Origin of the sequence: Agrobacterium sp. B1(2019) (assembly GCF_008274755.1) — a bacterium.
In the GTDB taxonomy this organism is placed as follows: Bacteria; Pseudomonadota; Alphaproteobacteria; order Rhizobiales; family Rhizobiaceae; genus Agrobacterium; species Agrobacterium salinitolerans.
The window spans coordinates 1,281,724-1,307,727 of record NZ_VTPB01000001.1 but is presented as its reverse complement, the minus strand read 5'-3'; the positions used below and the strand labels follow the sequence as shown (position 1 = coordinate 1,307,727).

Here is a 26,004-nt window from a genome sequence, read left to right as displayed (position 1 = left end):
ATTGTGTTGCTTGAAAAACACTAGGAAGGGAAGAGATTCGCCGGTCTGAGGTGCGTCTCGCCTGACTTCAGAAATGTGGTGCTGGCTGGCCAGCGATTGGGAGTAGTGCATGCGGAAACCCGCCGCCGAAAACGCCGTTGTCGACGAAGCAGCGGGCATGGTGGTTGCCGATCGCAGGATGTCTTTCGCTCTGCCGGGTCTGGTGCTCGCCGGCGTCGCTCTCGTTTGCGCCATCCTCACCCTGTTCGTGCTTCTGGGCGTCACGCCAATCGCACCGACATCGAAAGTCGTCATCGCCTCTGTCGTCATCAATTCGATCTTCGTGATTGGCTTGATGTTCCTTATCGGGCGCGAAATCAACCGGCTGCTGAAAGCCCGTAAAAAGGGCAGGGCGGCGGCGCGTCTGCACGTGCGCATCGTCGTGCTTTTCTCCATCGTGGCGATTACGCCCGCAGTCCTTGTCGCCATCTTCGCCAGCCTGACGTTGAATGTGGGCCTCGACCGCTGGTTTTCGCTGCGCACGCAGTCGATTGTCGATTCATCTAGCAATATCGCCCAAGCCTATATGATGGAGAATGCCGGTTATCTTCAGGGTCAGACCCTGTCGATGGCAACTGACCTCGACCGCAACCGTGCGCTTTTTTATCTGGATCGCACCGGCTTCGTCGATCTGATGACCCGTCAGGCCAAGGGGCGCGGTCTTCTTGGCGCGTTTCTGGTGCAGGAGGACGGTGACGCCGTCGCCCAGGCCGACATCAAGACCGAAAAACCGCTTCCCGCCATACCGCACGACGCGCTGGAAAAGGCCGCCGCCGGCCAACCGACGCTGATCCCGCCGGGTATCACCAACCTCGTTGGCGCAATCATCAAGCTTGAAGGCATCAGCGGCACCTTCCTGTACACAGTGCGCGCCGTCGATCCCAAGGTGATGGGCGCCATGCGGCTGATGGAGGAGAACCGCGCCGAATACAAGGCGATGGAGGCGGGCCGTGCGCCGCTGCAGATCGCCTTTGCGATCCTCTATCTCGGTTTTGCGCTGATCGTTCTTCTGGCGGCCATCTGGACGGCGATCGCGGTGGCTGACCGTATCGTGCGGCCCATCCGCCTGCTCATCAGTGCTGCAGACAGCGTCGCTACCGGCAATATGCATGTGCTGGTTCCCGTTCGCGCTGTCGATGGCGACGTCGGGCGTCTGTCGCGTACCTTCAACAAGATGGTTTCTGAACTGCGCAGTCAGCAGGAACAGATCATTGAGGCCAAGGACGATATCGACGACCGTCGCCGCTTCATCGAAGCCGTGCTGTCAGGCGTCACCGCCGCCGTCATCGGTGTCGATGAAAGCCGCAGGATCACCATCGTCAATCCGTCGGGCGAAGAATTCCTGGCGCAGACCTCCGAGCAGCTTATCGGCGCGCAACTGTCGGAGATCGCGCCTGAAATCGAACAGGTCGTCAACGAGGCCAATACCTGGTCTCGCGGCAACTTCCGCAAGCAGATCAATATCATGCGGCGCGGCAAGGAACGGACGCTGAATGTGCAGGTGACCCGTGAGGATGCTCGCGACAGCCGTGACAGCTATGTCATCACACTTGATGACATCACCGATCTCGTCATCGCCCAGCGTTCGACCGCATGGTCGGATGTGGCACGTCGCATCGCGCATGAGATCAAGAACCCGCTGACGCCGATCCAGCTTTCCGCAGAGCGAATCAAGCGCCGTTTCGGCAAGCAGATCGATGAAAACGACCGCGCCATCTTCGATCAGTGTACCGACACCATAGTCAGGCAGGTGGGCGATATCGGCCGTATGGTCGATGAATTCTCGGCCTTTGCGCGCATGCCAAAGCCGACGAAGGAGAAATCGGACCTGCGGGCGATCTTGAAGGATGCGGCATTCCTGCGCGAAATCAGCGCGGCTGATACGAAGTTCTCGACCGAGCTCGGCGATGTCCCGCTGGAGGGCATGTTCGATGCCCGCATGCTGGGTCAGGCCTTCGGCAATCTCATCAAGAATGCGACGGAAGCGATTGAGGCGGTGGAAGGTGAAAAACGTCCGGGTAAAATCCTGGTGCGCGCATCCTTCGACGAGGCCAATTCGCGTTTCGTGGCTGATATCATCGACAATGGCCGTGGTCTGCCCGTCGAGAACCGTCACCGCATTCTCGAACCCTATATGACGATGCGGGACAAGGGCACGGGCCTCGGTCTGGCCATCGTCAAGAAAATCATCGAAGAGCATGGCGGGTATCTGGAACTCCACGATGCCCCGCCGGAGTTCGATCACGGCCACGGCGCCATGATCAGAGTGCTGCTGCCCTATATCGAGGCGGTCGGCGGCGAAAATAACAAGGAAGCAGCATATGGCGTCTGATATTCTGGTCGTGGATGACGAGGCGGACATTCGCGAAATCGTAGCAGGCATTCTTTCCGACGAAGGCCACGAGACCCGCATGGCGTTTGACAGTGACAGCGCGCTGGCCGCCATTTCGGAGCGGGTGCCGCGCCTGATATTTCTCGACATCTGGATGCAGGGTTCGAAGCTCGACGGTCTGGCGCTGCTGGACGAAATCAAGAGCCGTCACCCCGAAATTCCTGTCGTCATGATTTCCGGTCACGGCAATATCGAAACCGCCGTCAACGCCATCAAGCGCGGCGCCTTCGATTTCATCGAAAAGCCCTTCAAGGCCGATCGCCTCATCCTGATCGCCGAGCGGGCGCTGGAAAACTCCAAGCTGAAGCGTGAGGTTCAGGAACTCAAGAAGCGCACCGGTGACGCGGTTGAGCTCGTCGGCGCGTCGCTTGCGGTGTCGCAGCTTCGCCAGACCATCGACCGGGTTGCTCCAACCAACAGCCGCATCATGATCCTTGGCCCCTCCGGTTCCGGCAAGGAACTTGTGGCGCGCATGGTGCACAAGAAGTCCTCGCGGGCGAGCGGACCCTTCGTGGCGCTGAACGCCGCGACGATCACCCCGGACCGCATGGAAATCGCGCTGTTCGGCACGGAAGGCCTTCCCGGACAGCCGCGCAAGGTCGGCGCTCTGGAAGAAGCCCATCGCGGCGTCCTGTATCTCGATGAAGTCGGCGAAATGCCGCGCGAAACGCAGAACAAGATCCTGCGGGTGCTGGTCGACCAACAGTTCGAGCGCGTCGGCGGCGGCAAGCGGGTGAAGGTGGATGTGCGCATCATTTCCTCGACTGCTCATCACCTCGAAAGCCTGATCGCCGAAGGCCAGTTCCGCGAAGATCTCTATCATCGACTCGCTGTCGTGCCGGTCAAGGTCCCGGCGCTCTCCGAACGACGCGAGGATATTCCCTTCCTGGTCGATATGTTCATGCGCCAGATTTCCGAGCAGGCCGGCATCCGCCCGCGCAAGATCGGCGACGACGCCATGGCCGTTCTTCAGACGCATGACTGGCCGGGCAACATCCGGCAGTTGCGCAACAATATCGAGCGGCTGATGATTCTCGCCCGTCCAGAAGGCGGCGAAGCGCCGATCTCGGCCGACATGCTCCCCTCGGATATTGGCGACATGCTGCCGAAGATTTCGGCGCAGGGCGATCAGCACATCATGACCCTGCCGCTGCGCGAGGCCCGTGAGATGTTCGAGCGTGACTATCTGATGGCCCAGATCAACCGTTTCGGCGGCAATATTTCGCGAACGGCGGAATTTGTCGGCATGGAACGGTCTGCATTGCATCGCAAACTGAAATCTCTCGGCGTATAAGGGAGGAAGGCGCTTCGGCGTAACCGATTATTCCGTCAGAGAGACAGCATGAAAGTTATCATTTGCGGCGCAGGGCAGGTGGGTTACGGCATCGCCGAACAACTGTCTCGAGAGGACAACGAAGTATCGGTGATCGATACCGCCGCGCCGCTCATCACCGCCATTACCGAGACGCTGGATGTGCGCGGTTACGTCGGTCATGGCGCCCATCCCGACATGCTGGCCAAGGCCGGCGCCGATCAGGCCGACATGATCATCGCCGTGACGTTGCATGACGAGATCAACATCGTCGCCTGCGAGGTGGCGCATGCTCTGTTCAGCGTGCCGACCAAAATCGCCCGCATCCGCGACCAGAGCTACCTGAAGCCGGAATATGCCGATCTCTTCAGCCGCGAAAACATGTCCATCGATGTGACGATTTCCCCGGAAGTCGAAGTTGGCAAGATGGTGCTGCGGCGTATCGCCTTTCCGGGCGCGACCGATGTGGTTCGGTTTGCAGACGACACGATCTCCATGCTGGCAATCGAATGCATGGAGGATTGTCCGGTCATCAACACGCCGCTGCACCAGCTTTCCAGCCTCTTTCCCGACCTCATCGCCACGGTAGTGGGCGTTTACCGGGGCGGCGTTCTCAAGGTTGCGCATTCCTCCGAGCAATTGCGGGTGGGCGACCTTGCCTATGTCATTTGCCAGCGCCATCACGCCCGCCGCACCTTAAGTCTTTTCGGCCATGAGGAGCAGGAAGCACAGCGAATCGTGATTGCGGGCGCCGGTAATATCGGCCATTTCGTCGCGCGCAAGATCGAGGAACTGCAGCCGAAAACGCGGGTGAAGATCATCGAGGCGGACCGCGACAGGGCGGTTGCCGCATCCGAACACTTAAGCCACACCATCGTCATGCATGGCTCGGCGCTCGACCAGAAAATCCTCATGCAGGCCGATATTCAGGATGCCGATCTTATCGTGACGCTCACCAATAACGACCAGACCAATATTCTGGCCGCGGTGATCGCCAAACAACTCGGCTGCAAATCGAATCTGGCGCTGTTAAACAGTACGTCGTTCCACGATGTCTCCCGCTCTCTGGGGCTTGATGCCTATATCAACCCGCGGGCCGTTACGATCTCCCGCGTGCTTCAGCATGTGCGCAAGGGGCGCATCCGCTCAGTATATGCCGTCCAGCGCGGCTCGGCGGAGGTGATCGAAGCGGAAGCGTTGGAAACGTCGCCGCTGGTCGGCCAGTCATTCCGCGACATCGACATGCCGGAGGGTGTGCGCATCGGGGCAATCTATCGCGACGGCGTGGTGATCCGCCCGGATGGCAGCACGAAAATCAAGGCGAAGGACCGAGTCGTGCTGTTTGCATCCGCCGATGCGGTGCGCGATGTGGAACAACTCTTCCGTGTTTCGATACAATATTTTTGACTGTCCCGAATTGAAAATGTGGGTCAATACTCGTACTCATTCGGCTGTTTTGACCGTTGCGGAACGGAACATGATTTGATACCAGAGTTTGAGGTCGGCCAAGCGGGGGACAAGACTCGGCCGGCTTATTATTGATTGATTATTTTCCGGTATCCCTGCCGGCAAAAAAGAAAGAAGCGGCGCTATGGCGGAACGTTCTCAAAACCTTCAGGATCTCTTCCTCAATACCGTTCGTAAGCAAAAGATTTCGCTCACGATTTTCCTGATCAACGGCGTCAAGCTGACGGGCGTTGTCACCTCCTTCGACAATTTCTGCGTGCTTCTGCGCCGTGACGGTCATTCGCAGCTTGTCTACAAGCACGCGATCTCCACCATCATGCCCGGCCAGCCGATGCAGATGTTCGAAAGCGAAGAAGGCGCTGCCTGATCGGGCTCTCTCGACGGATATTCGACGTAGACTGACCCGGACCGGGAACATTTCCCGCGCGGTTCGGTTAATTTCCATGGCCGCCCGCGCGGATGCGGTCGGCCGCAATTATCTTTGTGAACAAGGCTGAGCCCATTTCAACGCGCGACACTTCGAACGAATCGATTATTCCGGAGCAGGAAAAGCGCCGCGACGATATGCGTGCGGTCGTCCTCGTGCCGGTCCTCAAGCAGCGCGAAACCCGCGATGCGGCTGCCGGCCCAGCTGCCCCCGGTCGTTCGGTCGAAGCAAAGCTTGAGGAAGCAAAGGGACTGGCGCTCGCCATCGATCTGGAGGTGACGCAGGGTCTTATCGTTCCGGTGAACCAGCCGCGCCCGGCCTCGCTGTTCGGAACCGGCAAGATCGAAGAAATCGGTCATCTTCTCGACGAGACCGATTCCGGCCTGGTGATCGTCGATCATCCGCTGACCCCGGTGCAGCAGCGCAATCTCGAAAAGCAGTGGAATTGCAAGGTCATCGACCGCACGGGCCTGATCCTTGAGATCTTCGGCCGCCGCGCCTCCACCAAGGAAGGCACGCTGCAGGTCGATCTTGCGCATCTGAACTACCAGAAGGGCCGCCTCGTCCGGAGCTGGACCCACCTTGAGCGCCAGCGCGGCGGTGCGGGTTTCATGGGTGGTCCGGGGGAAACCCAGATCGAAGCCGACCGCCGGCTTTTGCAGGAACGCATCGTCAAGCTGGAGCGCGAGCTGGAGCAGGTGGTGCGCACGCGCCAGCTACACCGCGCCAAGCGCCGCAAGGTGCCGCATCCGATCGTCGCGCTGGTCGGTTACACCAATGCCGGCAAATCCACGCTGTTCAACCGCATCACCGGCGCTGGTGTTCTGGCCGAGGATATGCTGTTCGCCACGCTCGACCCGACCTTGCGCCGCATGAAGCTGCCGCATGGCCGCACCGTCATCCTGTCCGATACGGTTGGTTTCATTTCCGATCTTCCGACACATTTGGTCGCCGCTTTCCGCGCCACTCTGGAAGAGGTGCTGGAAGCCGATCTCGTTCTGCATGTGCGCGATATGTCCGATCCGGACAATGCCGCCCAGTCTGCGGATGTGCTGCGTATTCTCGGCGACCTCGGCATTGACGAGAAGGAAGCGGAAAAGCGCATCATCGAGGTCTGGAACAAGGTCGACCGTCTCGAGCCGGAAGCGCATGACGCCATCATGCAGCGCGCCGAAGGTCGTTCCGATATCCGCGCTGTTTCGGCCATAACGGGCGAGGGCGTCGATGCCTTGATGGACGAGATTTCAAAGCGTCTTTCCGGTGTTTTGACGGAAACGACGGTATTGCTTTCCGTCGAACAATTGCCGTTAATTTCGTGGGTCTATAGCAATTCCATTGTCGACGGTCGTGAAGACCATGAGGATGGATCGGTTGCGCTTGATGTGCGCCTGTCGGAAGCACAGGCGGCCGAACTGGAGCGGAAGCTTGGTAAAGCGACTGTCCGCGAACGCGAGGACTGGGAGCGCTGAGCGTTCCTGGGACGATTATAAGGCGCGAAAACCTCTCCCAGTCATTCCGGCCTTGAGCCGGAACCCAGCCACGACGCGTCTGCGTCGTGAAAAACGAGTCTTTTGCGATCAAGGACTTGATCGCACTGGACCCCGGACTAAATCCGGGGTGACGGTGGGCTAGGATGAAACCGTATCAAGTGACCGTTCGATGCGTTTCGCCGCCTGCCAGAGATCTTCCATTCTCTCGAGACTCGCTTCTTCCAGTGTCTCGCCATTTTGGCTGAGCGACGTTTCAATGTGATTGAAACGTCTGCGGAATTTCGTATTCGTACCGCGCAGCGCATCTTCCGGATCGGCTTTGACATGCCGCCCGATGTTGACGAGGGCAAAAATGAGATCGCCGAGCTCGTCCGAGACCTTTTCCGGTTTTCCTTCCGCCAGCGCCTCACGCAGTTCGGCGATTTCCTCCTCGATCTTGTCGAGAATGGGAGCGGGGTTCGACCAGTCGAAACCGGCACGCGCTGCCTGTTCCTGTAGCTTCAGGGCCTCGGTCAGCGCCGGCTGGCTACGCTGTACGCCGCCCAGAAAACCTGCCTTGAAATCCTCGGTGATGCCCCGTCGCGCGCGTCGCTCTGCACGCTCGCGTTTCTCTTCCGCCTTGATGCGATCCCATTGCAGTTTGACGCCGTCCGGCGTGTCGGCGTCGGATACGGCGAAGACATGGGGATGACGGCGGATCATCTTCGCGGTGACGGCCTGCACCACATCGCCGAAGGTGAATTCGCCCAGCTCTTCGGCAATACGGGCATGGAAAACCACCTGTAACAGCAGGTCGCCCAACTCCTCGCAAAGATCGTCCATATCCTTGCGTTCGATGGCGTCGGCAACTTCATAAGCTTCTTCGATCGTATAGGGCTTGATTGTCTCGAAGGTCTGCACGACGTCCCAGGGGCAGCCGGTTTCCGGCTGACGCAGCGCTTCCATGATCTCGATCAGGCGGGAAATATCCTTCGAGGCTTCCATAATGTCTCAAACCTTCGTTTTTGTTTCTGCGCAACGTCTGGACGGAAAAACCGCCACGCACTTCCTTCGGAAATGTCCTAGTTCAATGGGATGTCGTTTCCGGTCTTGGACGACTGATAGCTGGTGGAAAGATCGTCATAAGCGGCCTTGATACGGGCCGTCTGCGTTTTCAACGCGGTTTTCAGCGGGTCCTCTTCACGCTCCACCAGATCAGCGATGAAATACGAATTCCAGAACGCATTGTTGCGGCGATAGCCGCCCGGTTCCAGTCCGAAGACCTCCTTGAGGATTTTCAGGTCATGCGGGATCGCGAAAGCGTCGCGGGAATCCTCGTGGCTGAAGAAGGAATAGAAATTGTCGAAACCGGCCCAGGTGATGGCGGACATGCACATGGTGCAGGGTTCGTGGGTGGAGAGAAAAATCAGTTCCTTCGTGTTCGGCTTTTCGCCCAGCTCGTAAAACCGCTTCAGCGTGTGCACTTCACCATGCCAGAGCGGATTTTCCAGCTCGTTATTGGTCTCGGCGACCACCAGCGACAGGTCCGATTTTCGCAGGATCGCCGCACCGAAAACCTTGTTGCCAAGGCTGACGCCACGCGCCGTCAAGGGCAGAATATCGTGTTCGATGACATCGAGAAGGCGGGCGGCTAGGGTGGTGCTGGTCAAGGGGCTGGTCCTTCGTGCCGCTTTAAGGAAAAACGGTCTTCGCATGGGAAAATCGACAGTCGATGATCGCTCCTTGTTCGGCGTGGGGACCCGCTTTGTCAAGGGATTGCGAGGGGATTCTCAGAGCTTGCGCGGGTGTGGAAAAGCATCGCCGGTTTGTTTTCCTCCAAAACCGCGGTCTTCGAGAAATAAAAATCCAGGTGCCGGAAAGGCTTGAATTTCTGTTTCTTCAATCTTGCACCGCTATGCGGGATATATGTCCAATGCACAACGAACACGATTTTTCTGCTGCTGGCGACCGCCTTTCAACCTTCCCCGCTTTCTTCCGGGTCGAGGGGCGGCAGGTCGCTGTTTTCGGAAATGGCGATGAAGCCTTCGCGAAGGTAAGGCTTCTCGCCAATACCAGCGCGCATATCATTGCCTATGCCGATCAGCCGGAAGCCGATTTTGCCCGTTATATCAGCGAAAACGGCATTGATCATCGGGCTTTGGCTTTCGCCGGCGAAATGATCGAAGGCGCCACGCTGGTCTTCGCCGCTACCGGCGATGAGGCGCTGGACCGTGAAATCGTCACCGTCGCCCGCGCCGCGAAAATCCCTGCCAATGCGGTGGATCAGCCGGAATTCTGCGATTTCTTTACCCCCGCGCTCGTCGCCCGCGCGCCCGTCGCCGTGGCTATCGGCACGGAAGGGGCAGGGCCTGTTCTCGCCCAGATGATCCGCGCCCGCATTGACCAGATGCTGTCGCCGTCGCTTGGCAAGCTTGCGCGCCTTGCCGTGCAGTATCGTGGTGCGGCCGAGGAGAACGTGCCGAAGGGCGCCTTGCGGCGCAATTTCTGGCGACGGTTCTTTTCAGGTGCGGTGGCGGATGCCGTCGCCGTTGGCGACACGTTCTCCGCCCGTCAGGCCGTCGACCGCCTGTTGCAATCGCCCGAACGCAGCGAAGGCCGTATCTGGCTCGTCGGCGCGGGACCGGGCGCTGAAGATCTGCTGACGCTGCGCGCGCAGCGCGTACTGATGGAAGCCGATGTGATCGTTTACGACGCGCTTGTGCCGCAGGCGATTGTCGATATGGGGCGCCGCGACGCCGAGCGCCTCTCCGTTGGCAAGCGCAAGGGCTGCCACAGCAAATCGCAGGATGAGATCAACCGCCTGCTGGTGCGCCTCGGCAAAGATGGCAAGCGCGTCGTGCGCCTCAAATCCGGCGATCCGCTGGTCTATGGCCGGGCGGGCGAAGAAATGGCGGCGCTGCGCGATGCCGGTATTGCCTATGAGATCGTCCCCGGCATCACCTCGGCCTTTGCCGCGGCTGCGGATTTCGAATTGCCGCTGACGCTGCGCGGTGTCGCTTCATCGCTGATTTTCACCACCGGCCACGATCTGGCGGGCGATGTTCTGCCCGACTGGGCGCGGCTTGCGGTTTCCGGCGCCACCATCGCCGTCTATATGGGCCGCAGTGTTGCTGCTTCGGTCGCGAAGCGGCTGATCGACGCAGGGCTTGGTGTGGAAACCACCGTCGCCGTCATAGAAAACGCCAGCCGCGCGGATCGCCGCCTGCTGCATGGCACACTGAACGATCTGCCCGAGCTCGAACATCACGATGAACTGACCGGCCCGGTCATGGTCATCATTGGCGATGCGGTGGCGGGCGCTAATTTTGACAGGTCCGAGGCGCTTGCATCGTCAGTGCGGCCAGCGGATTTCAAACGGGAGTATGTAAATGGCTGACAAGGTTTTGACCGCCAACCGGCTGAGCGATGGCATCGCCGTCTGGCTCGATGCCAACGGGGAGTGGACGGAGAACCTGCAGGGCGCTATCGTTGCCCGCCATGCGGAGGCCGTCGCCTCGCTCGAGGAAATCGGCAAGCGGGATTTTTCCGCCAACAAGGTCGTTGATGTGGCCATCATCGACGTCGTCGAGGAGAATGGCAAGCTCTGGCCGACGCGTCTTCGCGAACGCATCCGCGCCGCCGGCCCGACCATGCACTATGCCGCCGGTTACAAGCCGGCCGATGCAGCATTCATCGCAGTCTGAGGAAGAATATGTACCGTTACGACGAGTTCGATCACGCATTTGTTGAAGGCCGCGTGGCGCAGTTTCGCGACCAGGTCGAACGCCGGTTGTCCGGCGAACTGGCCGAAGATGCGTTCAAGCCGCTGCGCCTGATGAACGGCGTCTATCTTCAGCTGCACGCCTATATGCTGCGCGTCGCCATTCCCTACGGCACGCTGAATTCGAAGCAGATGCGGATGCTGGCCCATATCGCCCGCAAATATGACCGGGGTTACGGCCACTTCACCACCCGTCAGAACATCCAGTACAACTGGCCGCGCCTGTCGGACACGCCGGATATCCTCTCCGAACTGGCGGGCGTGGAAATGCACGCGCTCCAGACCTCTGGCAACTGCATTCGCAACGTTACCGCCGATCATTTCGCTGGCGCGGCTGCCGATGAGGTCGCCGATCCGCGCCCCTATGCGGAAATCCTGCGTCAGTGGTCTTCCGTGCACCCGGAATTCTCCTTCCTGCCGCGCAAGTTCAAGATCGCTGTCACCGGCGCCGAGCGCGACCGTGCGGCCATTCAGGTTCACGATATCGGCCTGCATCTCAAAAAGAACGACAAGGGTGAGATCGGGTTCGCCGTCTATGTCGGCGGCGGACAGGGTCGCACGCCGATGATCGCCAAGAAAATTCGCGACTTCCTGCCGGAAGAGGACCTGTTGTCCTACACCACGGCGATCATGCGCGTTTATAACCTGCATGGCCGTCGCGACAATAAATACAAGGCGCGCATCAAGATCCTCGTGCACGAGACCGGTGCGGAAGAATTGGCCCGCCAGGTCGAGGTCGAATTCGCCGAACTCAAGAACACCGAGTTGAAGCTTCCCGATGCCGATATCGCGGCAATCACCGCTTATTTCGCGCCGCCGGTGCTGAAGGACCGGCCGGAAGGCTGGGAAAGCCTGGCGCGCTGGAAGCGGGCCGATGAAGGCTTTGCCCGTTTTGTCGAGCAGAACGTCGCGCCGCATAAGCATCCTGACTACGGCATGGTGACGATTTCGCTGAAGCCGATCGGCGGGATTCCGGGGGATGCGACGGACGAACAGATGGAACTCGTCGCCGATATCGCCGCGGAATATGCCTTCGACGAAATCCGTATCAGCCATGAGCAGAACATCATACTGCCGCATGTGGCGCTGGCCGATCTCGAGCCGGTTTATCGCGCGCTGGTGGGCGCTGGACTTGCGACCGCCAATGCCGGGCTCATCACCGATATCATTGCCTGTCCCGGGCTGGACTATTGCGCGCTCGCCAATGCGCGCTCCATTCCGGTGGCGCAGGAAATTTCCACCCGTTTCGGCTCGCCGGAGCGCCAGGCGGAAATCGGTGAGCTGAAGATCAAGATTTCCGGATGCATCAATGCCTGCGGTCACCACCACGTCGGCCATATCGGCCTGCTGGGTGTGGAAAAGAAGGGTGCGGAACTCTACCAGATCACGCTTGGCGGATCGGGCGACGAGAACACCTCGATCGGTGAGATCATCGGCCGTGGCTTCGAGCCGGAAAAAGTGACGGACGCGGTGGAAACCATCGTTGACACCTATCTTGGCTTGCGCCTTTCGAAGGAGGAAAACTTCCTCGAAGCCTATCGCCGTGTCGGGCCGCAGCCGTTCAAGGATGCGCTCTACGGTTCCGCCGCTGAAGCCGCCTGAGGAGAACACCATGACGAAAATCTGGAACCGCGACGGCTTCGTGGAAAACGATCCCTGGGTGATTGAAACGGAAGAAGTGAAAGCGACGGCGGAGCAAAAGCCGGTGCTGTCACTTGCCGATTTTCTGGTTCGTGCCGCCGAAAGTAACGATATCGGCCTCGGTGTTCTGATCACGCCCGCCGACGATGTGACGCGGCTTGGACCTTATCTCGACCGTATCGACCTCGTCGCCGTAAGCTTCCCGGCCTTCAATGACGGTCGCGGGTTCAGCCACGCCTCGTTGCTGCGCAGCCGTCTTGATTTTGCGGGCGAGGTGAGGGCGGTTGGCGACATCCTGATCGATCAGGTGCCGCTGATGCTGCGCACCGGCTTCACCAGCTTTGCGGTGACGAACGGCACGGCCATCAGCCGTTTGTCCGAAAATCGCCTGCCGGAAATTCCGGTTTATTATCAGCCGACAGCCAAGCCGGCGAGTGGCGGCGAGGCCTATAGCTGGCGTCGTCGTGCGTCTCTATGACACGTTGCGTGGAAATATGGGTTTTATATACATATTTCCTACGCACATGGCAGTATTGACATTCTCATGCCTTCAAACCCGAGCAAAAATGGTATAATTGCCCGGTCGGAGAATGTCGCATCCAATAAGAATGGACGGAACCTGAAATGAACGCGCCAGCCAAGACGGAAGATTTCGCGATCAAGATACCTGACGGTGTTTACGCCGAGACGGTTTTATCGGTGGAGCATTATACGGATCACCTGTTCCGTTTCCGCATGACGCGTCCGGCGGGTTTTCGTTTCCGTTCCGGCGAATTCGCCATGATCGGCTTGATGGTCGGCGACAAGCCGATCTACCGCGCCTATTCCATCGCCAGCCCCGCCTGGGACGAGGAACTGGAATTCTTCTCGATCAAGGTTCCGGATGGCCCGCTGACATCGCATCTTCAGGCGATCAAGCCCGGCGATACCGTCCTGATGCGTAAGAAGCCGACAGGCACGCTGGTTCTGGATGCGCTGACGCCCGGCAGACGGCTTTACATGTTCTCCACCGGCACCGGCATCGCTCCTTTCGCGAGCCTGATCCGTGACCCGGAGACCTATGAGAAGTTCGAGGAAGTCATCCTCACCCATACCTGCCGTGACGTGGCCGAGCTGAAATACGGCTTCGATCTGATTGAGGAAATCCGCAACCACGAATTCCTGAACGAGATCGTCGGCGACAAGCTGAAGCATTATGCGACCGTCACCCGCGAAGATTACCCCTTCAAGGGCCGCATCACCACGCTGATCGAGAACGGCAAGCTGTTTGCTGATCTTGGTGTGCCGACGCTCGATCCCGAAGTCGATCGCGGCATGATCTGCGGTTCTTCGGCGATGCTCAAGGACACCAAGGAACTGCTTGAAAAGGCAGGCCTTAACGAAGGCGCCAACAACAAGCCGGCCGAATTCGTGATCGAGCGGGCGTTCGTCGGTTGACGCCGGATTTCCATACAATTGAATAAAGACCAGGGGGCCTTTGGGCCTCCTTTTTTGTTTATAAAGCCGATTGGCTGACCTGTGCGGCATCATCGCGATGGAACATCCGAGCGCGATGGCGCGTTAGCGTTTGAACGAAACCAAACCGACGTAACCGCTCCATGATGAGAAACGGAACAATCAGCGCCACGATCATTGCCGTTACGGCAGGTTTTTTTGCCATGCGGCCGGCCGCCGCCGATGAAAGCACCTTTCTGTCGTCGCTTCAGGGCACGTGGACCGGGAAGGGGACGGTGATAACCCGCATAGGCAGGCCGGCAATCAACGTAAATTGCACGCTGAATTCCAACGCTCGGCAAACGGCGCTGCGCATGTCTGGCACCTGCCGGGGACTCCTCGTGGTAAAACGCTCCATCGCCGCCGATCTGGCTGCCAGCGGCGCGCGTTACAGCGGCACCTACACGGGACCTTCCGGCCGCCCTTCCGCGCTCGCTGGTAATCGTCGGGGAAATGCGATCAATCTCACTGTCCGCTGGCAACGCAACATTAATGGTGACCGTACCGCCGCCATGACCATAGAGAAAGTCGGCGATAACGGCCTGCGGCTGCGCACCACGGACAAGGATGGGAAGACAGGCAAGACGGTGGTAACGAGCGATATAAGGCTGGTGCGCTGATCGAGAAAATGACGATGTCGGAAAAGGCAACCCGAATTGTCAGTGGAATTCCAGGAGCAGAGGGCAGTGGTCCGATACTTCCGGCCTTTTCACCACGTCAAAGCAGTCGATCTTCACAGCCTCATTGACCAACACGTAATCCGCATAGCGGTTCTGTTTGGGGTAATGTGAGGTCCGAGTGTCGGTAAAGCCGCGCGTGGTGACAAGCTCGACGAGGTCCAATTCCTTGAGTATGGCAAAGGTTTGGCTCTCTGGCAGGACATTAAAGTCGCCGCAGATGACGATCCTGTCGCCATCCTCCGCAATGTTTTTTACAAGTTGGACGAGACGTTTTGCCTGCGCCAGACGATCGGGGGTGTCGTGCTTGCCGTTGGGGTCTCGCAGCCCGTGCATGTGGGCGATCACGGCGGGCTGACCGATCGTGAAGTCAAAAACCCTGATGGCGTGGCCCGTGCGTGAACGTGGATGATCGCCATATCCATCCGCGGAGAAGGCTCCATGCACAAACCCCTGCGCCTGTGCAACGATGGCTATGGACTTGCGTACGAATGTCGCCAGTCCCCATTGGGAAGAATATCGAGTCTCGCCCTGCCAGAGATCGCCCTGCGCCGCGGGGCAAAATATTGCCACATGATCCGGCAAGGCCTCGGCGACATCACGCAGGAAATTCGCCCTCTGCGGCAGTTCGATACCTTGATCACGATAACTCAGCCAATCGTGCGTCGCGGACGGCGTGTGCACCACCTCCTGCAGACATAGGATATCGGGGTTGGACAAGACAATATACGGGACAAGTTCATCGTGGAGCTTTCCGCCCCAACCGTTCAGGCAAATCAGACGCATTCCAACTCCATCCCCATGTCGCAGCGTCATCTGTTTAACACGGGATATGCCGTGATCAACCATGCGAAGGCGTGAGCGAGATAGCAAAGATACCGCCTTGACGGAAAAGGCCCGGATTGCTCCGGGCCTTCGCATGTCGGTTTGCTCCGATGCCTTATTCCGCCGCTTCGGCGTAAGCCTCCATTGGCGGGCAGGTGCAGATGAGGTTGCGGTCGCCATAAACGTTGTCGATGCGGTTGACCGGCGACCAGTATTTGTCGATGCGGAAGGCACCGGGCGGGAAGCAGCCCTTTTCGCGGCTATAGGGACGATCCCATTCGCCGACGAGGTCTTCCACCGTGTGCGGCGCGTTCTTCAGCGGATTGTTGCTCTTGTCCGCACGGCCTTCCTCGATGTCGCGGGCTTCCTCGCGGATCGCCAGCATGGCATCGCAGAAACGGTCGATTTCCGCCTTGGTCTCGGATTCCGTCGGCTCGATCATCAGCGTTCCGGCAACCGGCCAGCTCATGGTCGGCGCATGGAAACCGCAATCGATGAGGCGCTTTGCGACATCGTCAACAGTCACACCGCAGCTGTCTGCCAGCGGGCGGGTGTCGATGATGCACTCATGCGCCACGCGTCCCGTTTCGGACTTGTAAAGCACATCATAAGCGCCCTTCAGCCGTTCAGCGATGTAGTTGGCGTTGAGGATCGCCACCTTGGTCGCCTGCGTCAGCCCTTCGCCGCCCATCATCAGGCAATAGCTCCAGGAGATCGGCAGGATCGATGGTGAGCCGAACGGGGCAGCAGACACCGCACCCTCACGACCGTCCGTCGCCGGATGGCCAGGCAGGTGAGGCGCCAGATGCGCCTTGACGCCAATCGGCCCCATGCCCGGACCGCCGCCGCCATGCGGAATGCAGAAAGTCTTGTGCAGGTTGAGGTGGGAAACGTCAGAGCCGATATCGCCGGGACGGGCGAGGCCGACCATGGCGTTCATGTTGGCCCCGTCGAGATAGACCTGTCCACCATGCTTGTGGGTGATCTCGCAAATCTCGCGAACCGTCTCCTCGAACACGCCGTGGGTGGACGGGTAGGTGATCATGCAGCACGAGAGGTTTTCCGCATACTGCTCTGCTTTTGCGCGGAAATCATCGATATCGATGTCACCGTTATCGCGTGCCCTCACCGGCACCACCTTCATACCGGCCATCTGCGCCGAGGCCGGGTTGGTGCCATGCGCGGACGTTGGAATGAGGCATATATCGCGATGGCTGTCGCCATTGGCCAAGTGATAGTTGCGGATGGTCAGAAGCCCCGCATATTCCCCCTGCGCGCCGGAATTCGGCTGCATGGAGAAGGCGTCGTAACCAGTGACCGAGCAAAGCTTCTCGGAGAGATCGTCGATCATCTCCTTGTAACCGAGCGCCTGATTGGCCGGCACGAAGGGATGGATGTCGGAAAATTCCGGCCAGGTGATCGGCAGCATTTCCGCTGTCGCATTCAGTTTCATGGTGCAGGAACCGAGCGGGATCATCGAGCGGTCGAGCGCCAGATCGCGGTCCGAAAGACGGCGGATGTAACGGGTCATCTCGCTTTCGGCGCGGTTCATGTGGAAGATCGGATGCGTCATGTACTGGCTGGTACGCAGCAGTTCTTTCGGCAGGCGATATTCCGGCTCGAAATCCGAAATCGAAAAATTGCCGCCGAACGCCCGCCACACGGCCTCAAGCGTCGCCGGGCGCGTGCGCTCGTCAAGGCTCATGCCGATCTTGGTCGCACCGACCTTGCGCAGGTTCACGCCTTCCGCCACAGCCGAGCGCAGGATGACACCCTGCATATGGCCGACATCGACGGTGATCGTGTCAAAGAAGGTTTCCGGCTCGATGACGTAGCCAAGTTTCTCAAGGCCCTTGGCCATCAGAACGGCCTTCTGGTGGGTCTGCTGGGCAATCGCCTTGATGCCCTGCGGGCCGTGGAAGACGCCGTACATGGAGGCCATGACAGCCAGCAGTACCTGCGCCGTGCAGATGTTGGAAGTGGCCTTTTCGCGACGGATATGCTGCTCGCGCGTCTGCAGCGACAGGCGATAGGCGCGATTGGCGCGCGCATCGACGGAGACGCCAACCAGACGGCCGGGCATGGAACGCTTGTGCGCATCCTTGACCGCCATATAGGCCGCGTGTGGACCGCCGTAACCAACCGGAACGCCAAAACGCTGCGACGTGCCGATGGCGATATCCGCGCCCATTTCGCCGGGAGATTTGAGCAGCGTCAGCGCCAGCAGATCGGCGGCGACGGCGGCAATCGCGCCCGTCTGGTGCAGGCGTGAAATCAGGCCGGAAAAATCGCTGACATGGCCGTGGGTGCCGGGATACTGGAAGATCGCGCCGAACACGTCGACAGGATCAAGATCGGTAAAGGGATTGCCGATGATCACCTTCCAGCCCAGCGGGGCCGCACGGGTCTCGATCAGCGCGATGGTCTGCGGGTGGCAGTTGGCGTCAACGAAGAAGGCCGTCGCCTTGGACTTGGCGACGCGCTGGCACATGGCCATGGCTTCGGCAGCCGCCGTCGCCTCATCCAGCAGAGATGCGTTGGCGACATCGAGACCGGTCAGATCGCAGACCATGGTCTGGTAATTCAGCAGCGCCTCAAGGCGGCCCTGGCTGATTTCCGGCTGGTAGGGCGTATAGGCCGTGTACCAGGCCGGGTTTTCCAGAATATTGCGCTGAATGACCGGCGGGGTGATGGTGCCGTAATAGCCCTGACCGATCAGCGAGGTCAGCACCTGGTTCTTGTTGGCCGTTTCGCGAAGACGGTCGAGCGCCTCGCGTTCGGTCAGCGCCGCACCCCAGGTCAGCGGCACCTTCTGGCGGATGGAGGAGGGAACGGTGGCGTCGATCAGTGCGTCGAGGCTCTTATAGCCGACGACCTTCAGCATCTCCGCCATTTCCGACGGCGACGGCCCGATGTGACGCCGGTTGGCGAAATCATAGGGCTGATAGTCGGTAAAATGGAATTCGGTGGGCGTCGTCATTACGCGATCAGCTCCTTGTAGGCTGCTTCGTCGAGCAGCGTCTCGGCATCCGCAGCGTTGGAAAGCTTAAGCTTGAAGAACCAGCCCGCGCCCTGCGGGTCGGAATTGACCAGCGAGGGATCATCAACGATCGCCTGATTGATTTCCACCACTTCGCCATCCAGCGGACAATAGACGTCAGAGGCAGCCTTCACGGATTCAACGGTCGCCGCGTCGCCATCCTTGGCGAAGGTGGCACCCACTTCCGGCAATTCGACGAAGACGAGGTCGCCGAGCTGTTCAGCGGCGTGGCTGGTAATGCCAACGGTGGCGACGTCGCCTTCGAACTTCAGCCATTCGTGTTCTGCGGTAAATTTCAGCATCGTATTCTCTCCGGAGATGGGATGAAGATTATCGTTTATAAGTGGGCTTGATGAAGGGCAGGGCGGCGACGGTGACGGGCAGGTATTTGCCGCGCACTTCCGCAAAAACAGCTGTACCGGGAGCAGCGTGGGAAACAGGCACGTAACCCATGGCGACGGGACCTTCGACCGATGGGCCGAAACCGCCTGAGGTGACTTCACCGATTTCCGTCTTGCCTTCGGCATCTGCGAAAAGCTTCGAATGGCCGCGCACCGGCGCCTTGCCTTCGGGTTTCAGGCCGACGCGGCGGCGCGCGGTGCCATCCTTGAGTTCGCCAAGAATGCGTTTCGCCCCCGGGAAACTGCCTTCGCGATCACCACCGGCGCGGCGTGCCTTCTGGATCGCCCATTCAAGCGACGCTTCGATGGGGGAGGTCGTGGTGTCGATATCGTTGCCGTAGAGACAAAGTCCGGCTTCGAGGCGCAGGCTGTCGCGCGCGCCAAGCCCGATTGGCTCGCAATCGGGATGTTCGAGCAAGGCTCTGGCGATCTCTTCTGCCTTGTCCGCAGGCACGGAGATTTCAAAACCGTCTTCACCGGAGTAACCGGAGCGGGAGACGATGCAGGGTACGTCGTGCAGCGGCACTTCCTGCACATCCATGAATTTCATGTCGGATACGCCCGTCCAAAGCTCCGCCAGCACCTCTTCCGCGCGCGGTCCCTGAAGCGCGATCAGCGCCCGGTCGTCGCGAAGCGTTATCTCGCAAGCATCGGAAAGATGCGCCTTCATATGGGCGACATCGGCATCCTTGCAGGCGGCGTTGACGACAACAAAAAGATGATCGCCGCGATTGGTGATCATCAGGTCGTCGAGGATACCGCCGTTTTCGTCGGTGAAGAAACCGTAACGCTGCCGGCCTTCCTTCAGGCCGAGAATATCCACCGGCACCAGTTTTTCGAGCGCGAGCGCGGCATCGGCATTGTCGCCGGACTTTGCCTTCAGGATCACCTGGCCCATATGGGACACGTCGAACAGGCCGGCGGAGGTGCGGGTCTGAAGGTGCTCCTTCAACACACCGGCCGGATATTGCACAGGCATGTCGTAACCGGCAAATGGCACCATGCGGGCGCCAAGCGATATGTGCAGGGAATGAAGCGGCGTGGTTTTCAGCGCGGCGGTATCGTCCAAGGACGCCTCCAGGGTTGCGCGAATGATCGCGCGGGCTCAGGTCATGGCGCGATGCGCCGGGTTCAAGAGCCCCCTCTGTCCTTGTCGCCTGAGATTGTTATCCCTTCGGCGAGCCGTCCTGTTTAAAGGTGGCTTCTCTCCAGAGTTCCGTCGTCACCGCTGGTCCTTTTGCCTGAGAGTTTCCGGGGCGGTTGCTCCTTCGGCACCGCATTAAAGCGGTTTCTCCCAACGATGATGCGCGCTCATTATCTTCGAAGCCCGGCTATTGGCAAGGACCAAATGACGCATCTGAACAGATTCTTGCTCCATCTGCGCCATCGTCATAGCAGCCGTCTCGTAGAAAGGTTTGCAGATGCGCTTCAGCGACCGGAATTCGGCCAGCGTAAAGATGCAATGCTAATCGGATTTTTTCTCCGGCAAGCCCTTCCGTTTCGTCGAGGCAAAATCCTCAAGTTCCTTTTCTGTCATAGACTTCTCCATGCTTTTTGAAGCGCCTTGTAAACTTGATTTTTTCACTTCGCCGCGTTTGGCGGCGAGAGCCGCACCCGCGGCTTTCTGCTGGGCTTTCGATTTGGCTGGCATGGTTGCCTCCTTTGAAACGATGGCTCCAGCAGAAAAATGCCGGCTTGCATTGATTGTTCCCTCGCAACTATCGAGCCTGCGGCAAAATTCCCCTTTGAAATCGGCAGGAAAGCGAGATATCGCGTAGAGTATGGATACAGATCGAAAGCGACGGCGGGCAGGATTGGAGAAGATGCTTCGCATTTTCTGCGCTGCCCTGATGTTGTCGCTCGGTTTTGCCCACAAGCCCGCGCTTGCCGTCAGCTCTCTGGTTGTCCTTGACGAGAGTTACCGGCTGCCGGACGGCACCTTTGCGGAAATCTGTTTTGGTCATGGCGACGGCGTCAACGCTTCCCATACCAAGGAAGGCCCCGCTCATTCCGGCGATGCCATCCTGTTTTGTGAGGCCTGCCTCCTGGCCTCATCCATTCTTCTGCCGACGCCTGATATGGCTGGCTGGCTGAGGACTGAATTTGCCTGGCTCGACAATCGCCTGCCTTCGGAATGGAGCTTCCGCTCCGTGCTGACGATCCAGAAGCCCGCTGCGCGCGGCCCGCCAACCCGGTCCGACTGATTATTCGTTTTACGGTATCATCGCCGCCTTTGGTGGCACGGATCGGCTGCGCGGACCCAGAGGGAGAGCAGTCGCAGGGACAAGCAAATGAAAACTACCAAGATCATCACATGCAGCCTTTTCGTCGCTTCGGTATCGACCGCGCAGGCTTTCGCCCACGCCACATTCGTTGACGGTTCGGCCGAACAGGAAAGCACCATCGTCGCGGCCCTCCAGGTGCCGCATGGCTGCGAAGGCGGGCTCGCCACGACCGAAGTTCAGATCAAGCTGCCGGAAGGATTCATTTCCGCCAAGCCGCAGCCGAAGGCCGGCTGGGAACTGGAGGTCATCAAGGGAGACTACCAGAAGGCCTACAAGAACCACGGCAATGAGATTAAAAGCGGACCGGTTGAAATCCGCTGGAAGGGCGGCAACCTGCCGGATGAATTCTACGACACCTTCGCCGTGCAGGGAAAAATCTCCGGTATTGAGGCGGGGCAGGACCTGCCATTCAAAGTAACGCAGCTCTGCGGCGACAAAGGCAAGGTTGCCTGGGACGAAGTGGCAGCGGCCGGCGTCGATCCGCATTCCCTGAAAAGTCCCGCTCCCACCATTCGCGTTACCGCAAAAGCTGCACATGCCGGCGGGCATGATCACTCGGCCATGGATATGGATATCGTAAAGGCCGGCAGCCTCGAAGTGTCGGGCGGCGCGACCAAGGCCATGCTGCCGGGCCAGCCCGTGGGCGGTGGATATGTCACAATCAAGAATGCCGGCGATAGCGACGACAAGCTGATCGGTGTCGAATCTTCGTCCGCCGGACGTGCTGAAATTCACGAGATGGCCATGGTCAACGACGTCATGAAAATGCGCAAGCTGGATGACGGAATCGTCATTCCCGCCGGCCAGACGGTGGAGCTGAAGCCCGGCGGCCTGCACATGATGTTCTTCGATGTGAAGAAGCCTTTTGCCGAAGGCGACAAGGTGCCGGTAACGCTCATCTTCGAAAAGGCCGGCAAGGTCGAGATCGTGCTGTCCGCAGGCGCAGCCAAGGGCGGCGGCGACCACCAGCATAATTGACCGATGAAAAACGGCTACCGGAAAGCGTGACACGTCCGGTAGCCGCAAATTTTGATCTATCGTTTTTGTTCTTCAGCACCGTGGCGGAAAAGGAAGGGTTCGCCCACGAGATTTTCCGGAACTCGGTCGCAAATCTCTAGAAAATCAGTCTGACACCAGGATGAATGCGGGGATCCCGTCTATATGTCGAGAAACTGAAGAAACCACATTTAAATATCTATATATCTACCTGATCTATAAATTACTTTCAGATTTTGATGTAAAGCTGTTTTCCTCGTAGGCCTCCACGGCCTGCTCCAGTGTCGCCTGCGGCTCCTGACGCTGGCTGCTTGCTATCAGGAAATAGAGGGTGAGGGCCGGAGGCTTGATCGTCGTCATCAGGCCCCTGAGCTGGAAGTCATCCCCGTGTTCGGCCTTGCGCGCCAGTTCGTGAATGGCCTCTTCAATCTCGCTCTTGCGCGGCACGCGTTGCGGCGGTTTTACGGCCTCGAGTGCATAGGCCGCTGTATTCGCGGAAACGGAAAGAACCTGTGTCATCGAACCTCCGGCGATCTTAGCCGACCCTGAAAAACCGGAGATTAACAGCTGCCCATTGTCGGAAGGCTAAATCGCGGAGCTGCAATTTAATCGAATTTTAATAACCGAAAGCACGGGGCGATGGGGTTTCGCCAGCAGTTCTCATGGTCTAAAAATAGCTTGGACCGCGCGGTCCGACGATTTCTTCCGGAGACACAATTCCCAATGATCAATATCGCCCTTGTCGCCGCAGGCGGCGCAATCGGTTCCGTCTTCCGTTATCTGGTCGGGGTCTTGTGTATGCGGTTTGCCGGCCCGAATTTTCCATGGGGAACCCTTGCGGTCAACGTGGCCGGATCTTTCCTGATCGGTCTGCTGGTCGAACTCGTGGCAAGGCGGTTGAATGCATCGATGGAAATGCGCCTGTTTATCGTCACCGGCTTGCTCGGCGGGTTTACGACGTTCTCGTCCTTTTCGCTCGATGCGGTCTCGCTGTTCGAACGCGGCACACTCGGGCTTTCCGCCGTTTACGTGCTTGCAAGCCTTGTGGTTTCCATCGCTGCGGTTTTCGCCGGGCTGGCCTTGGGCCGCAGTTTGTTCTAAAGGCTTGGTCCAAACGGCGCGCTGGCGAACAGGGCGCGCGATTAGGACAGAAAGACTGGAAATTTCATGGCAGGTATCGAGCATATCAAGGTCGGGGCCGACGAGGCCGGTATGCGCCTCGATCGCTGGTTCAAGATTCATTATCCTGGACTTGGTTTCGGGCAGTTGCAGAAGCTTCTGCGCTCCGGCCAGGTGCGTGTGGACGGCGGCCGGGTGAAGACGGATGCACGCGTGCAGCCGGGACAGATGGTGCGCGTTCCACCGGTCGATTCCGATCTCAAGGTCAAGAGCGGCCCGATCGGATCGCGAGACCTCAAACATTCCGAGGATTCCGAGCTTCTGGCGCGCATGCTGCTGCATGAAGACGACAAGGTCTTCGTTTTCAATAAGCCGGCCGGCATTGCCGTGCAGGGCGGCTCCGGCGTCACCCGCCATATTGACGGGCTGCTGGAAGCCTGGACCAGCCAGAAAGGCGAGAAGCCTCGTCTGGTGCACCGCCTCGACCGCGATACGTCGGGCGTGCTGGTGGTTGCCCGCACCCGCGGTGCTGCGCAGAAGCTGACCGCCGCCTTCCGCGAGCGCGACACCAAGAAGACCTATTGGGCGCTGGTCAAGGGCGTGCCCCGCAAGCATCAGGACAAGATTTCCACCTGGCTGGTCAAGGAACAGACGATGGATGGTGATCGCATGCGTATCGCCAAACACGGTGAGGAGGGGGCCGATCACGCCGTTTCCTATTATCGTGTCATCGATACCGCTGCGCAGAACCTCGCCTGGCTGGAGATGGAACCCTATACCGGCCGCACCCATCAGCTTCGCGTGCACGCGCTGCACATGGGCCACCCGATCATCGGCGATCCGAAATATTATATTGACGATCCGAACTGGGATTTCCCGGGCGGCATCCAGAAGCGCCTGCATCTGCATGCGCGCCATATCGATATTCCGCATCCGAATGGCGGCCGGCTTCGGGTCAGCGCACCCCTGCCGCCGCATATGGTGCAAACCTGGAACCTGCTCGGTCTCGACGTGGCCGATGGCGATAGGGAAGACTGACAGCCCATGAAACTGGTTCTTTTCGATTGCGACGGAACGCTGGTGGATAGCGCCGGCCTGATCCATGCCGTCATGGCTGACACTTTCGCTGATTTCGGCAAGCCGCGCCCCGATATCTCCGAAACCAAGGCGATCATTGGCCTGACGCTGGATATCGCCATTGCCCGCATGCTCGGCAAGGCGCATGTGGATGACGAAGCGAAGGCGATGACGGAGCGCTACAGGGAAATTTATCATCCCCTGCGGGAGCGGCCGGAAATGACCGTGCCGCTTTTCGACGGTATTGCCACGCTGATCGATGCGCTTTCGAAACGCGACGATGTGCTGATCGGGGCGGTGACTGGCAAGGGCCGGCGCGGTCTTACCCATATCCTGCAGACCCACGGCCTTGCCGATCACTTCATCGTTTCGCGCACGGCGGATGATTGCCCCTCCAAGCCGCATCCGGCCATGATGATGGAATGCTGCCATGAAACCGGCATGGTTCCGGCCGATACTGTCGTTATCGGCGATGCGATCTACGACATGCAGATGGCCAAGGCTGCGGGCGCGAAAGCAATCGGCGTCGCCTGGGGCTATGCCTCGGTTGACGATCTCTGGAAGGCGGGCGCCGATGCGGTCGTCAGCCACCCGCGCGAAATTCCGGCCTATGTTCCGGCCGATATTCTTGAATAACCTTTCTATCCGACTGACGAGGACGTGCCATGCGTGATCTCCTGAACGACCTTTCGGAGGGCCTGAGCCATCCCGACCCGATCCTGCGCGCGCAGATCCAGATGCAGAAACCTCTGCCGAAGCGGTTCTACAAGGATGTCACCGTCGGCGAGGCGGAGGAGGGCGGTTTTACCATCCTTCTCGATGGCAAGCCGCTGCGCACTCCAGCCAAGAAGCCGCTGACCGTCCCGACGCGCGCGCTGGCGGAACTGCTTCGCGATGAATGGGATGACCAGAAAGACGTGGTCAATCCGGTGGTCATGCCCGTCTCTCGGCATGTGAACACGGCCATTGATGGCGTCGCCAACGACACGCAGGCTGTTTTTGAGGACATACTTCGTTTTTCCTCTTCCGATCTCCTCTGCTATCGCGCCGGCGATCCGGAAGCGCTGGTTGCGCGTCAGACGGACCACTGGGATCCTGTTCTGGACTGGGCGGCCAATGTGCTCGGCGCGCGTTTCATTCTCGTAGAAGGCGTGATGCATCAGGACCAGCCGCGCGAAGCTATTGCGGCTTTTGCCGTAACGCTGAAGAAATACGACACACCGATTGCGCTTGCCGCTCTTCACACCATGACGTCGCTGACCGGCTCGGCCATTCTGGCGCTGGCGCTGGCGGAAGGGCAGCTGACGCTGGAAGAAACATGGGCGCTCGCCCATCTGGACGAGGACTGGACCGCCGAGCAATGGGGCGAGGACGAGGAGGCGCTGGAGCGCCGCGCCGTCAGGCTTGTCGACATGCGCGCAGCCCTCAATGTTCTGGAGTCGTTGAAGAGCGCCTCTTAACGCTTTTCTAACCCTGTTCGTCGAACATATGGCTACCTCACACTAGAGCGCCGCACGCCCGAAAGGGCGTGCAACAGGACGCTCTAGCAGCTTGAGTTTGCG

General features: G+C 59.3%; 25 protein-coding genes and 1 riboswitch. Of the genes, 17 read left to right on the top strand and 8 right to left on the bottom strand.

Annotated elements, in window-relative coordinates; translation table 11 throughout:
• The first annotated feature begins 109 nt into the window (after nt 1-109).
• From AGR1_RS06505 to hflX, 5 genes are all read left to right on the top strand, one after another.
• Entirely contained in the window at nt 110-2,371 is a 2,262-nt protein-coding gene (locus tag AGR1_RS06505) for a PAS domain-containing sensor histidine kinase (protein ID WP_149146504.1), read from the top strand.
• Nucleotides 2,361-3,725, top strand: a complete 1,365-nt coding sequence (locus tag AGR1_RS06500; protein ID WP_003521348.1) for a sigma-54 dependent transcriptional regulator — start codon at nt 2,361-2,363, stop codon at nt 3,723-3,725. The genes AGR1_RS06505 and AGR1_RS06500 overlap by 11 nt, the downstream gene beginning before the upstream one ends.
• Nucleotides 3,726-3,773: 48 nt before the next feature.
• On the top strand, nt 3,774-5,150 hold the full coding sequence (gene trkA / locus AGR1_RS06495) for a Trk system potassium transporter TrkA (protein ID WP_077982336.1): 1,377 nt from the start codon (nt 3,774-3,776) through the stop codon (nt 5,148-5,150).
• A 184-nt stretch (nt 5,151-5,334) separates the two neighbouring features.
• The gene (gene hfq / locus AGR1_RS06490; RefSeq protein WP_003496145.1) at nt 5,335-5,577 is read left to right on the top strand and encodes an RNA chaperone Hfq; all 243 of its coding nucleotides are present in this window, start codon (nt 5,335-5,337) and stop codon (nt 5,575-5,577) included.
• Nucleotides 5,578-5,669: 92 nt separating this feature from the next.
• The gene (hflX, locus tag AGR1_RS06485; RefSeq protein WP_187772067.1) at nt 5,670-7,106 is read left to right on the top strand and encodes a GTPase HflX; all 1,437 of its coding nucleotides are present in this window, start codon (nt 5,670-5,672) and stop codon (nt 7,104-7,106) included.
• A 159-nt stretch (nt 7,107-7,265) separates the two neighbouring features.
• Here hflX and mazG read toward each other — a convergent pair whose 3' ends face one another.
• Together mazG and AGR1_RS06475 are read right to left on the bottom strand one after the other, a co-directional pair.
• Nucleotides 7,266-8,111, bottom strand: a complete 846-nt coding sequence (gene mazG / locus AGR1_RS06480; RefSeq protein WP_149146502.1) for a nucleoside triphosphate pyrophosphohydrolase — start codon at nt 8,109-8,111, stop codon at nt 7,266-7,268.
• Between the two features lie 77 nt (nt 8,112-8,188).
• Nucleotides 8,189-8,776, bottom strand: coding sequence for a nucleoside deaminase (locus tag AGR1_RS06475; protein WP_080790781.1), 588 nt, complete (start codon nt 8,774-8,776; stop codon nt 8,189-8,191).
• Between the two features lie 263 nt (nt 8,777-9,039).
• Here AGR1_RS06475 and cysG point away from each other — a divergent pair, with 263 nt between their 5' ends.
• From cysG to AGR1_RS06440, 6 genes are all read left to right on the top strand, one after another.
• Nucleotides 9,040-10,503 carry a siroheme synthase CysG gene (gene cysG, locus AGR1_RS06465; RefSeq protein ID WP_149146500.1) on the top strand — a complete coding sequence of 488 codons (1,464 nt, stop codon included), beginning with the start codon at nt 9,040-9,042 and terminating at the stop codon, nt 10,501-10,503.
• Entirely contained in the window at nt 10,496-10,810 is a 315-nt protein-coding gene (locus AGR1_RS06460; RefSeq protein ID WP_077982333.1) for a DUF2849 domain-containing protein, read from the top strand. The genes cysG and AGR1_RS06460 overlap by 8 nt, the downstream gene beginning before the upstream one ends.
• An 8-nt stretch (nt 10,811-10,818) precedes the next feature.
• A complete protein-coding gene (locus AGR1_RS06455; protein WP_149146499.1) occupies nt 10,819-12,489 on the top strand; it encodes a nitrite/sulfite reductase in 1,671 nt (556 codons plus the stop codon).
• 10 nt (nt 12,490-12,499) lie between these two features.
• Nucleotides 12,500-13,006 (top strand): DUF934 domain-containing protein, encoded by a 507-nt coding sequence (locus AGR1_RS06450; RefSeq protein ID WP_149146498.1) that lies wholly within the window; start codon nt 12,500-12,502, stop codon nt 13,004-13,006.
• A gap of 146 nt (nt 13,007-13,152) precedes the next feature.
• Nucleotides 13,153-13,965, top strand: coding sequence for a ferredoxin--NADP reductase (locus tag AGR1_RS06445; protein WP_149146497.1), 813 nt, complete (start codon nt 13,153-13,155; stop codon nt 13,963-13,965).
• Nucleotides 13,966-14,129: 164 nt separating this feature from the next.
• Nucleotides 14,130-14,642 carry a hypothetical protein gene (locus AGR1_RS06440; protein ID WP_187772169.1) on the top strand — a complete coding sequence of 171 codons (513 nt, stop codon included), beginning with the start codon at nt 14,130-14,132 and terminating at the stop codon, nt 14,640-14,642.
• A gap of 39 nt (nt 14,643-14,681) precedes the next feature.
• Here AGR1_RS06440 and AGR1_RS06435 read toward each other — a convergent pair whose 3' ends face one another.
• The 5 genes from AGR1_RS06435 to AGR1_RS06415 form a co-directional block, all read right to left on the bottom strand.
• Entirely contained in the window at nt 14,682-15,485 is an 804-nt protein-coding gene (locus AGR1_RS06435; protein WP_149146496.1) for an endonuclease/exonuclease/phosphatase family protein, read from the bottom strand.
• Nucleotides 15,486-15,639: 154 nt separating this feature from the next.
• Entirely contained in the window at nt 15,640-18,504 is a 2,865-nt protein-coding gene (gene gcvP, locus AGR1_RS06430; RefSeq protein WP_149146495.1) for an aminomethyl-transferring glycine dehydrogenase, read from the bottom strand.
• A complete protein-coding gene (gcvH, locus tag AGR1_RS06425; protein ID WP_080790774.1) occupies nt 18,504-18,866 on the bottom strand; it encodes a glycine cleavage system protein GcvH in 363 nt (120 codons plus the stop codon). Before gcvH ends, gcvP begins: the two co-directional genes overlap by 1 nt.
• A gap of 28 nt (nt 18,867-18,894) precedes the next feature.
• Nucleotides 18,895-20,034: a glycine cleavage system aminomethyltransferase GcvT gene (gcvT, locus tag AGR1_RS06420; protein WP_149146494.1), complete on the bottom strand. Its 1,140-nt coding sequence runs from the start codon at nt 20,032-20,034 to the stop codon at nt 18,895-18,897.
• Between the two features lie 150 nt (nt 20,035-20,184).
• Nucleotides 20,185-20,272, bottom strand: a riboswitch (glycine riboswitch).
• Nucleotides 20,273-20,430: 158 nt separating this feature from the next.
• A complete protein-coding gene (locus AGR1_RS06415) occupies nt 20,431-20,616 on the bottom strand; it encodes a DUF3008 family protein (RefSeq protein WP_006315333.1) in 186 nt (61 codons plus the stop codon).
• Nucleotides 20,617-20,788: 172 nt separating this feature from the next.
• On the opposite strand from AGR1_RS06415, the gene AGR1_RS06410 reads away from it, so the two are divergent.
• Nucleotides 20,789-21,169, top strand: a complete 381-nt coding sequence (locus tag AGR1_RS06410) for a hypothetical protein (RefSeq protein ID WP_149146493.1) — start codon at nt 20,789-20,791, stop codon at nt 21,167-21,169.
• A gap of 87 nt (nt 21,170-21,256) precedes the next feature.
• A complete protein-coding gene (locus tag AGR1_RS06405; protein WP_149146492.1) occupies nt 21,257-22,228 on the top strand; it encodes a copper chaperone PCu(A)C in 972 nt (323 codons plus the stop codon).
• A gap of 234 nt (nt 22,229-22,462) precedes the next feature.
• Here the strand turns inward: AGR1_RS06405 and AGR1_RS06400 are convergent, their stop codons facing one another.
• Nucleotides 22,463-22,765: a hypothetical protein gene (locus tag AGR1_RS06400; protein WP_080790769.1), complete on the bottom strand. Its 303-nt coding sequence runs from the start codon at nt 22,763-22,765 to the stop codon at nt 22,463-22,465.
• A gap of 204 nt (nt 22,766-22,969) precedes the next feature.
• Between AGR1_RS06400 and crcB the strand changes: the two genes are divergently transcribed.
• The 4 genes from crcB (at nt 22,970) to AGR1_RS06380 (ending at nt 25,902) form a co-directional block, all read left to right on the top strand.
• Nucleotides 22,970-23,347, top strand: coding sequence for a fluoride efflux transporter CrcB (crcB, locus tag AGR1_RS06395; RefSeq protein ID WP_080790768.1), 378 nt, complete (start codon nt 22,970-22,972; stop codon nt 23,345-23,347).
• A 66-nt stretch (nt 23,348-23,413) separates the two neighbouring features.
• Nucleotides 23,414-24,403: an RluA family pseudouridine synthase gene (locus AGR1_RS06390; RefSeq protein WP_149146491.1), complete on the top strand. Its 990-nt coding sequence runs from the start codon at nt 23,414-23,416 to the stop codon at nt 24,401-24,403.
• Between the two features lie 6 nt (nt 24,404-24,409).
• A complete protein-coding gene (locus AGR1_RS06385; RefSeq protein ID WP_149146490.1) occupies nt 24,410-25,078 on the top strand; it encodes an HAD family hydrolase in 669 nt (222 codons plus the stop codon).
• A gap of 29 nt (nt 25,079-25,107) precedes the next feature.
• Nucleotides 25,108-25,902 (top strand): ATP12 family chaperone protein, encoded by a 795-nt coding sequence (locus tag AGR1_RS06380; protein WP_080790765.1) that lies wholly within the window; start codon nt 25,108-25,110, stop codon nt 25,900-25,902.
• The last annotated feature ends 102 nt before the right edge of the window (nt 25,903-26,004 follow it).